At 32.6% G+C, this 1,508-nt stretch carries 2 protein-coding genes and 1 CRISPR repeat array; both genes read left to right on the forward strand.

What is annotated here, in order from left to right:
* Positions 1 to 240: CopG family transcriptional regulator (locus Q7U10_06865; GenBank protein MDO8282328.1), on the forward strand; the 240-nt coding region annotated here is incomplete at its 5' end.
* The gene (locus Q7U10_06870; GenBank protein MDO8282329.1) at positions 233 to 508 is read left to right on the forward strand and encodes a type II toxin-antitoxin system RelE/ParE family toxin; all 276 of its coding nucleotides are present in this window, start codon (positions 233 to 235) and stop codon (positions 506 to 508) included. The genes Q7U10_06865 and Q7U10_06870, both read left to right, overlap by 8 nt.
* Before the next feature lie 94 nt (positions 509 to 602).
* Positions 603 to 1,493: a CRISPR direct-repeat array (repeat unit 36 nt; unit sequence GTTGTGGTTTGATTAAAGATTAGAAAACACGATATT).
* The last annotated feature ends 15 nt before the right edge of the window (positions 1,494 to 1,508 follow it).

Here is a 1,508-nt window from a genome sequence, read left to right on the forward strand (position 1 = left end):
ATGGCACGACAAAGTATCACTTTAGCCAATCAAAATGATGAATGGTTGAAAAAGCAAGTTGCAGAAGAAGAATTTACCAGTAAGAGTGAAGCCGTAAATTATTTAATAAAGCAAGCACGTGAGCGGGAAGAATATCACAACTATGTGCAAATGAAAATCGATAGAGGTTTGAAAAGTGGTTTTAGCACTAAAACCAAAGAGGAATTATTGGCGGAAATTAAAAGTAGGCTAAATGTATAAGTATCATTTATCTTATGAAGCAGAAGAGGATATTATAAGAATTTTTGAGTATGGTTTAGGAAGATTTGGTTTGCAACAAGCTAATAAATATTACGATATGTTGTTTGAGTGTTTTACTAAAATAGCATCAAATCCGTTTATGTTTCCAGTGGTTACAAAATATAAGGATATAGATCGTTTCTGTGTTTGTGGAGTTGATACTATTTATTACAATATTAAAGGTAATGAAATTGAAATCATCACAATCATCGGAAGACAAGATTTTTAAGAGTTCTTTGACATATAGTTTTTCGACATCTTAAACATCTCAAACCACAACTGAAAGATGTGGCATCCGCCCAGCAGGGATGCAGTAGCTTTCAGTTGTGGTTTGATTAAAGATTAGAAAACACGATATTTTATGACGCTTATGTTTGTTTTTACCATGGGTTGTGGTTTGATTAAAGATTAGAAAACACGATATTATAGGTGTTGCGGTTACTCCAAGTGTCTTAGTTGTGGTTTGATTAAAGATTAGAAAACACGATATTTAGCTATTCCGAGCGCACCGCCTTCGACTGTTGTGGTTTGATTAAAGATTAGAAAACACGATATTGTTGAAGAAGATTGTCCACCAAATTCACTGTTGTGGTTTGATTAAAGATTAGAAAACACGATATTTTTTGAGGGAATTGGAGTGATTAACCTTAAGTTGTGGTTTGATTAAAGATTAGAAAACACGATATTTTCAGGGGATATTGATGCAGGATTACTTATGTTGTGGTTTGATTAAAGATTAGAAAACACGATATTATTTTATACCACCATAGCTACCATCCTCTGTTGTGGTTTGATTAAAGATTAGAAAACACGATATTTTGAGTTGGTAAAGATACTTTTAATCTATAGTTGTGGTTTGATTAAAGATTAGAAAACACGATATTAAAGTCTTCAGTCATTGCATTGGTTGGACTGTTGTGGTTTGATTAAAGATTAGAAAACACGATATTCTAAAGCCTCGTTTCTTGCTCCTGACTTTTGTTGTGGTTTGATTAAAGATTAGAAAACACGATATTGTGTCGGAGTGGTATTGCTCGTTAGTCATTGTTGTGGTTTGATTAAAGATTAGAAAACACGATATTAAGGAACTGTTTTAGCGATAGCAGGCAATAGTTGTGGTTTGATTAAAGATTAGAAAACACGATATTTTTATTTTCATAAACCATTCCGTATGCAATGTTGTGGTTTGATTAAAGATTAGAAAACACGATATTAACGGAAAGTTTGTT

It is taken from the genome of Thermodesulfovibrionia bacterium (genome assembly GCA_030646035.1).
GTDB lineage: Bacteria > Nitrospirota > Thermodesulfovibrionia > UBA6902 > UBA6902 > JACQZG01.

What these genes read in the sequence shown, in the direction of transcription:
- Q7U10_06870 (MDO8282329.1), top strand. Translation starts at nt 233, where the DNA reads ATGTATAAGTATCATTTATCTTATGAAGCAGAAGAGGATATTATAAGA.